The following is a 7,736-nucleotide window of genomic DNA, read 5'->3' on the forward strand; positions in this document are numbered from 1 at the left end:
CAACGAAACTATACTAACAGGTTAGTAAAGTAAACGTCAACGCTCCGACAGAGGGATGCCTCACAATCCAGCTGGGTGTTCATTGCCCCATCCCGGCGTCAAGCCGGGTATACCCCTTTACACACCCCACCCTCCCACGAGACCATCACGTCAGAGACGGTCCCAAGCCGGGCCGTTGGACACATGCGTCGGAGGGTCTAAGACATGGTTGGACAGACTGTGGGGTACGTGCGGGTGAGCTCGGCTGAGCAGAACCTGGACCGCCAGCTCGAGGCGGTGGGGGAGTGCGACCGGATCTTCGAAGACAAGATCTCCGGCAGCTCCCGCGCCAAGCGCGCCGGGTTGGCGGAGCTGATGCGGTACGTGCGGGAGGGGGATCTGGTGAAGGTTGCCTCGATGGACCGGCTGGGACGGGACACTCGGGACCTGTACGCGATCGTGGATGAGCTCACCGCCAAGGGGTGTGCTGTGCAGTTCGTGTCAGAGCGGATCACCGTGGACAAGTCCGGCACCTCCCCGGTGGACGGGTTGATGTTGGGGATCCTGGCTGCGTTCGCTGAGTTCGAGCGCCGGCGGATCAAGGAGCGCCAGGCCGAGGGCATCGCCCTGGCCAAGGCTCGGGGCAAGTACGTGCAGGCCCCGAAGCTCTCGGACACCGACGTGGAGCAGGCGTGCGTGATGATCGAGATGGGGATCCCGAAGGCTGAGGTGGCGCGCACGTTCGGGGTGAGCCGGCAGACTCTGTACTCCTCATTGCGTAGGTTCGCTTCCGGACGTGGGTAACCGTCCCGCGTGGGCCACTCATTTTGAATCCGCTCTGGCAATATGGCCTATTTATGAGGATTTGAGCAGAGCCTCCTCGTATAAGGAGAGGTCAACGGCAGGCGCTGTGCCGATGGCCTGGAGTCGTCTGAAGAGTCTCAGGCAGAACCAGAGTAGTTGCGTACTCTCAGGTGAGAAGTGGAGACCTGCTTCAAGCATCTCTTTGTTGTAGGGTGGCGTGGTGTTATCGAAGGCAGAATCCAACAGGGCAAGACCCATGTCTAGGCGCGCATCCCCAGTATGATCTTGAATGTGCTTTTTCCCCGTCTCACCCCTCATACCTGTCGTCCACTCCGACTTGAGTGCAAGGATTCCCGAAAGGATGGGTCGCTGCTCAGGACGGGGGCCTTCGTGGGTCCCGTGGATATCAACGATCTTTTCACTAGTCCGCGTCAGTTGGCGCACCGAAGCTGCTTTCCGGGCGGCATAGCGTAGGTTCGAAGCATTTATTTTTTGCTTCACCTCGAACACGGCGTAAATGCTCTCCACTGGCACGATCCGCTCCCCCGCGGGTGACTCGAACCAGATGGGGGCGTATTGGCGGTCGTAAATAGCGATATCGATCTGGTGGCTTTGGCCGCCGGTGATATCCAGGGCGTGTACAGGGCCGACTTCATAACGTCCTGGCAGGTAGGTGCGAAGCATTCTCGTCCAGTTCGCCTCGGAGGCATTACCGATGGAGGTTGGATGGTCGGTGAACTCCAGAGGGATACCGAGTTCTGCGGAGAGGGTACGTTGCCGAGCCTGAAAGGCTAAATTCAGATCAATTGGTGAACTCATGGGGGTTATCCTTTCTGCTGGAGGCAACTTCTAGCACTAGTCGCTGGAGGTTGCCATCTGGATTCGCTTCCCGCGCGTGGCTGATCCAGTCTGTTGCGGTGCGGGCGACGACCACTAGGAGCACATCATGCGCCCCCGCCTTGGCCAGCTGGCGCAGGGCGAGCGAGTCAGTCTCACTCGGACCGTTCGGTCCGGGATGACTGTGCCACTCACCGATGTACCCCGTAGTGTTTTCGGGGCCTAATGCCCTCGTCTGCCTCAACGTTGCTGCAGCTATGGTCGCGTCCCGGCGATAGCGCACAGAGGTCGCTGTGGGATCAGGGACCTCGACGCATTGCACTATGCGCGGTTCGGTCTCGATGTAGTAGCCGAGAAGCAGGCCGCCCGTCTCACGTGGCAGGGCGCGGCTCGCTGCCTGGGTGAGCTCTGTCCAGGCATCAGCATTGATGGTCGCAACTCTCACGTTGGCAGCTCGAACAATGCGCGTGACTCGCCCGCGGGGGGCACCTCTTCGCCACAGAGCAGCCTGATCGCAAGCCGGGCTCCCATTCCAGCGGTTTCTATTACTGCAGCCGGTGGTGTCGGTGAGATCGGGTCCCCGCAGCCGGTCTCATACTCGCCTTCGATGGCACCTTCCAGAGGGTCCATCGACAGAGGCTCAGCTGCATTGAGAGGCGGACAGATGTCCGCTCGCCCGAACTGGCCCTGGCCCACGATTGCGACATGAAGGAACCGCGCGCCTGAAAGACGGGCCGCGTGTTGGAGCATGTGCCACACGAGCCGGCTGCCCGTGCAGTCGATCACGAGGTCGCGCGAGTCCATCAAGCTCACAGCATCGGCAAGAGTCTTGACGGGTCCCGCGCCGGTCATGCTCGACCCCGGGTCGCGGAGAAGGGCCGAGGCGCACACTGCTGTGGTCTTCGTCTGCCCGACGAACGCGGGTGAAGCTGCGTGGCGAACTAGGTTGCCCGGTAGCAACTTGTCGAAGTCGTGGACGCGCAGGTCTCCTACTCCGCTTCGATCGAGCACCTCCGCCACGTAGGATCCGATGCTGCCGGCGCCGATGACTGAGACTGACTTCTTGCGAAGGGCGGGGGCATGCCAACCGGCGCGGCGTCGTTGCGCTTGTGCTCTCTCTGCGACGGAGATGTAAGTGAGAGGGGCCTTGTCCTCGAGCCAGAACCCTATATAGCCGTCGCCCGCTCCTCGTCGGTAGCGCATGGCGACCAAAAGGGGCCGGCCAGTCTCCAGGAACTTGCCTATAGCTGGTCTGTCGCTTCCACAGGCAGCAACGAGGTCGGATGGTGAGATCACCGGCTTTGCGAGTTCACCGAGGTCGATCGCAACACCGTTCAGGAAGCGGTCGGGTTTGCGGTTCTTCCGCCGAGCCCCCTGTTGGCCAGGTGTCGCAGCTGGAGGAGGAGGCGTCTTCGCCCGCTTGACGCGCATCACTCCGTGAGCGTCTGGCAGCGATGATATGAACCATCCGGGTGAGAGACCGTCCCAGCGGTCAATCAGTAGTGAAGGGTGCACGGTGGAGCCGTTGACTTTGAGGAAGCGAGGCTGGTGGTAGGCCTCCAGATCGAGTTGGGGGGAGTCCTTGATCCACCCGGCGGCGTCGTTGGCGATCCAACTCTCGATGCGTTCGATGAGAATCGTTGGGTCGAGCCAAGGAATGCCTGCCTGGCCCTCCTCGGTCCAGAGGCAGAGGATCCCTTCCGGTCCGCTATGCCATCCGAGGTCTGTGGCCCTGTCGGGCAGGGACACGTTCGGCGGAGAGAAGGGATAGCTCGGCTGCAGCGTCACCCGCACCAGCTCACGTCGGGGCCCCAGCCGACCGGTCCATTCCCACTCAGTAGGGAGGTCGCCTGAGTGCTGGGTGCGGAAACCTCGCCGGTTCAGTCCCTCGTCGAGGCGGCGGACGGCCGTATCCAGGAAATCACGTGTGGCATCGTTCATCCGAACGTGGGAGAGTCACCGCTGGGCAGGCTAGCGTAGCCGGGGCGCACACTCGCGGCTTGCTCCGTCCCAGCCGACCGCGGAAGCAATGGGAAGACTGCTTCGCCCTCGGTGGTCAGTCCTAACAGTTCATGGAAGGCCTGCGCTGCGGCGTGGTCGTCTATCTCGTCCAGGGCGACGCGAGCACTCGTAGCAGCATGCTCCCACGCAGCTACAACAGCTTCCAGCTCTTCTGTCGTGGCCCGTACATGCAATTTCTGCCCAGGGACAGCAGGGTTTAGAAGTGGCGCGCTGCCGTCGGCATGGGCACGTAACAGCGGCACCATCGCCTCCAGTGCCACGGTGTAGTACTCCGCAATGGAGGACGGTAAGTCGGGGGCTCCTTCCGTTGGGATGTTCTGGAAGGCGTGGAAAGCGGCAACCTCAACAAAGAATCCACCCGGTTTCGCAGTCCCCATCAAAGCGCGACGCGTCTGGCGGAGCAGCTTCACCGTAGGAACGTACTTCTTATCGTGTGTAGCGTTGCATCCGCTGGTGAGTTCATTGAAGCGAAGGGGATGGGTCGTCTCCCAACCCTCCCCCTTATTAGGGATTTCCCATAGGTCCCCGACAGGTCGTGCTGGCACGACGTCGACGTGAAGGTCATAGACCGGGAAGTCCACCTTCACCGACCGGTCGTTGCGCGATACTCGATCGCCGTATTCTTCGGAGAGGGCGGAGAGGAACCGATCAAGCAAGTCTTGAGGGTCAACATCTACAGGCAAGTCCGGCAACTGACAGAAGACGTCCGCATCCTTGACGCGTCGGATCGAAACCTGCCTCCGGTAGGAGCCGATGAGGAGCGTCTCCAGTCCCCAATCCTTGAAATCTTCCCTGGAATTGAGCACGCGTCGTACCTCTTCGTGTGCTTCAGCAGCATGTTCGGCATCCTCCGCTGGCTCGATTGCTGCCAAGGCATCTCGAAATTGTTTGCTCAAGACTGCCATGAGGCCCCCTCCCGCTGACCTTCAATCAGCACTAGTAAGTGGGCTTCAGGATAGCGCGCACATGGACCCGGTGGATGGCCGCAGGTGCTCGGGACTACTCGGTAGCTGGTCCCCAAAGGGCCGGTGCGACTTCGAGGGCATCTTGGCCGTGGGCGGGCCATATTGCCCTGGAAGCGAGCGTAGTGGTCATGGATGCCGCTTCGACTGTGCGGCCGAAGTCGCGGTTTGTCGACTGAGAAGGTCCGACCTTTGCCACCGGGGCTGGTCCTTCCACCCCATTCGTCGTACCGGACGGGGTTACGAAGCCCTCTCTGCGTAACGGGCGAAGAGCAACTCCTGACGCTCGAGCTCTGTGCGGCATCGCCGCGGGGCGCCCATGATCCGGTCCATCACGGTGTCCAACCCGTCGTGGGCTCTCACCAGGACCGGGTCCATGCCCAGGGGCGCGTAGTGCTGGGCCAGGGAGCGTCCGGGATGGAGGGCCCGGGCTTCGAGGACTTTCTGGCCGGCCTTGGCTAGAGAGGCTCGGTCCTTGTCGATCAAAGCAGGAAGGGGGAAGCCGTTCCAGGTGATCGTGCTGGAGAACGAAATGCGGGACTCCAGCCGTCCTCCGACGGTCTTCATCCAGGTGATGAACATCGAGGAGGAGGCCACGGCGAAGACGATGCCGTCGGGGTCCACGGCACCGTAGACCTTGTTGGAGATGATGACGTCGGGCTCGAAGTGGGCCACGGGCAGGTAGGCGCGCCCCTCACTGCTGACTTCTGGGATCCCGACGAAGGGCACATCGGAAACGAGGCCGCGCTGGCGGAACAGGTGGGGGAAGCGTGCCCAGTCCCGGGTGGAAGCGGCCTTGGACTTGGCACGTTCGACGGCGACACCCTCGAGGCGACGTTTGAGCTCGGGGGAGCGGGAGGGCGCATCCGGGTCCATGTCGGCCAGCCAGAGGCACCAGCGCTGCTGGCCGCGGATCAACTCGACCGCACCGACGTAAGGGCGCACGTAGGGGGCCATCACGGGGTCGGCCATCACGGCCTGGTACTGCTCTGCGGTGACGATGAGGTTGCCGTCATCCGTGGGCTTGGAGCCATAGACGACCTCCGGCATGTCGGGGGCGAGCGGGATGCTGCGCTTCTCCACCAACACGTTGGGCCCATCCACCAGGTAGGCGTTGATCGTCTTCACCCCGGGCACCTCGCGGGCCTCACCGCGCGCATGCTCGTATTTGAACAGGCGCGCCCTGGCGTCGGGGTCGCGGGTGAAGCCGACGATCACGCAGTGCACCGCGGCCTTGCCGGGGGCCTGGGAGTCCCACGCGAAGGTGCGGTGGGCGAACTTGATCCGCCAGCCAGCCTGGAAGATTGGGGCGAACAAGCGGGCCGGCTGGTCCCCCTGAACGATGGAGTTCGTGGTCACGAACGCCCACTCCCCATCCCGCTCATCCAGCAGGCGCAGGGTGAGTGCGTGCCAGGAGGTCACGAAGTCCAGGCGGGAGAGCTGTTTGCCTTCTCCCCAGGCCGCCTGCATTAGCGCCAGCTGGGCAGCCGTGCGGGTGTGGTCACCTAGGAACGGGGGGTTGCCGAACACGAACGTGCGCCCGGCCGGGGCGGGGAGGGCCTGAGACCAGTCGAGGGTGAGCGCGTCGTGTTGGTAGATCGTGGCGGTGATCTTGATCGGCAGGCGCACCGGGGCCTGGCCGAGCGCGGCGGCCAGCTGTCGGTTGGCCTGGTGGTCCACGAGGAACATGGCGGTCTCGGCGATCTTGGCCGGCCACCAGTTGATCTCGATCCCGTAGAACCGGTCGATGTGGATCCGCTGGTCCAAGCTCACGTCCAGGGACAGGTCCTGGGACCCTGTGCGGCGGCGCTGGTCGGCCAGCAGGTCCGTCTCGATCTCGCGCAGCTTGGCGTAGGCCAGGTTCAAGAAGTTGCCGGCCCCGCATGCAGGGTCGACGTAGATGTTGGAGGCGATCTCCTCGATCAGGCCGATCACTTCACGCCGGGTGGTGGTCTTGTTCTGGATGAGCCGGTCCGCTCGGGCGCGGTACTCGTCCAGGAAGAGCGGGCCGATGGTCTTGAGGATGTTCTCCTCGGAGGTGTAGTGCTCTCCGTCCCCGCGGCGGGCCTGCTTGGACTTGACCAGTTGGAACATGGAGCCGAATACGGCCGGGGAGATCTGGGTCCACCGGAACCGGCAGGCGGCCACGAGCGCGTCCCGGAAGTTGTTGGTGAGGAACCCGGCGGTGGAGGTGCCGTCGAAGATGCCGCCGTTGACGTAGGGGAAGCGGGCCAGGGAGTCCGGCACACCGCGGCGCCGGTTCTCGGGGGTGTTGAGCACGCGGAAGAGGGCGTCGAGCTGGGGGCCGAGGTTGTCGGCGGTGGTGTCCCACTCCACCCAGCGTTGGAACAGGTCGGCCTCCCACAGGCCGGCGTCGTCTCCGTAGAGCAGGAACAGCAGCCGGGTGAGCAGGATCGAGGCCTGCTGGGTGGCGAACTCCTCCTCCTCGGCGTCCTCGGGGGCCTCCTCGCCCACGGGCACGTCCACCTCGTCTCCGACGAGGGCGGTGAACATAGAGGCCATCAGCTGCGCGGCCGCGATGGAGGCCTCTTGTTCCTCGGTCTTGGTCACGGTGTCCCGGCCGGCCAGGAACATCAGCTGGTCCACGTGATCGGCGGCCTCTTGCACGGTGAACTCGGACACCCAGCCGGCCTCGCCCAGACGTTCGACGCGGATGCGGGCGAAGTCGGTGACGAGCACGTACTTGGGCCACTCGTGCTGACCGATGGATCCGCCGGCCAGGTAGTCCAGTGCCTGGTCGTGGGCGACGTCGAGGTCGGCACCCAGGGACTTGGCCTCGCCCAGGGCGACGCCGGACCAGAAGAAGTCGATGTAGCCGGCCCCGCCGGTGGAGGCGCGCGCGGCCCCGCGCTCGAACAGGTCGATGCGCTCGGGGATCACCCCGAAGGTTCGCAGCAGGTCGGACCAGAACTGCTGGGCGAAGGACTTCTCCGTGTGGGTCTGTCCATCGGCGCGCCAGCGGTCGATGCGCTGACCCCAGGCATGGTCAAGCCCCTCGGAGTGGTGTAGCGATCTTTCATGTAGGGGTCAGGCGGTGAGGGCTGTCAGGGGGTCGGTGGTCACCTCGCTTCCGGTGTTCGCGACGGTGGTGAGCCGGCAGCGGGTGAGGAC

General features: G+C 63.7%; 6 protein-coding genes. 1 reads left to right on the top strand and 5 read right to left on the bottom strand.

All coding sequences use genetic code 11. The features are described 5' to 3' along the window. The first annotated feature begins 204 nt into the window (after positions 1 to 204). On the top strand, positions 205 to 783 hold the full coding sequence (locus D8M29_RS06690; protein ID WP_127435239.1) for a recombinase family protein: 579 nt from the start codon (positions 205 to 207) through the stop codon (positions 781 to 783). 51 nt (positions 784 to 834) lie between these two features. Here the strand turns inward: D8M29_RS06690 and D8M29_RS06695 are convergent, their stop codons facing one another. The 5 genes from D8M29_RS06695 to D8M29_RS06715 form a co-directional block, all read right to left on the bottom strand. After that, positions 835 to 1,602, bottom strand: a complete 768-nt coding sequence (locus D8M29_RS06695) for a DUF6602 domain-containing protein (RefSeq protein ID WP_127435240.1) — start codon at positions 1,600 to 1,602, stop codon at positions 835 to 837. After that, a complete protein-coding gene (locus D8M29_RS14510) occupies positions 1,586 to 2,065 on the bottom strand; it encodes a Mov34/MPN/PAD-1 family protein (protein WP_161972209.1) in 480 nt (159 codons plus the stop codon). Before D8M29_RS14510 ends, D8M29_RS06695 begins: the two co-directional genes overlap by 17 nt. Further along, positions 2,062 to 3,408, bottom strand: coding sequence for a ThiF family adenylyltransferase (locus tag D8M29_RS06705; RefSeq protein ID WP_161972210.1), 1,347 nt, complete (start codon positions 3,406 to 3,408; stop codon positions 2,062 to 2,064). Before D8M29_RS06705 ends, D8M29_RS14510 begins: the two co-directional genes overlap by 4 nt. A gap of 149 nt (positions 3,409 to 3,557) precedes the next feature. Continuing rightward, positions 3,558 to 4,547, bottom strand: a complete 990-nt coding sequence (locus D8M29_RS06710; protein WP_127435241.1) for a nucleotidyltransferase — start codon at positions 4,545 to 4,547, stop codon at positions 3,558 to 3,560. Between the two features lie 297 nt (positions 4,548 to 4,844). Beyond that, positions 4,845 to 7,592 (bottom strand): DNA methyltransferase, encoded by a 2,748-nt coding sequence (locus tag D8M29_RS06715; RefSeq protein ID WP_370450151.1) that lies wholly within the window; start codon positions 7,590 to 7,592, stop codon positions 4,845 to 4,847. Positions 7,593 to 7,736 lie beyond the last annotated feature (144 nt).

It is taken from the genome of Micrococcus sp. HSID17227 (genome assembly GCF_003989405.1).
GTDB lineage: Bacteria > Actinomycetota > Actinomycetes > Actinomycetales > Micrococcaceae > Micrococcus > Micrococcus luteus.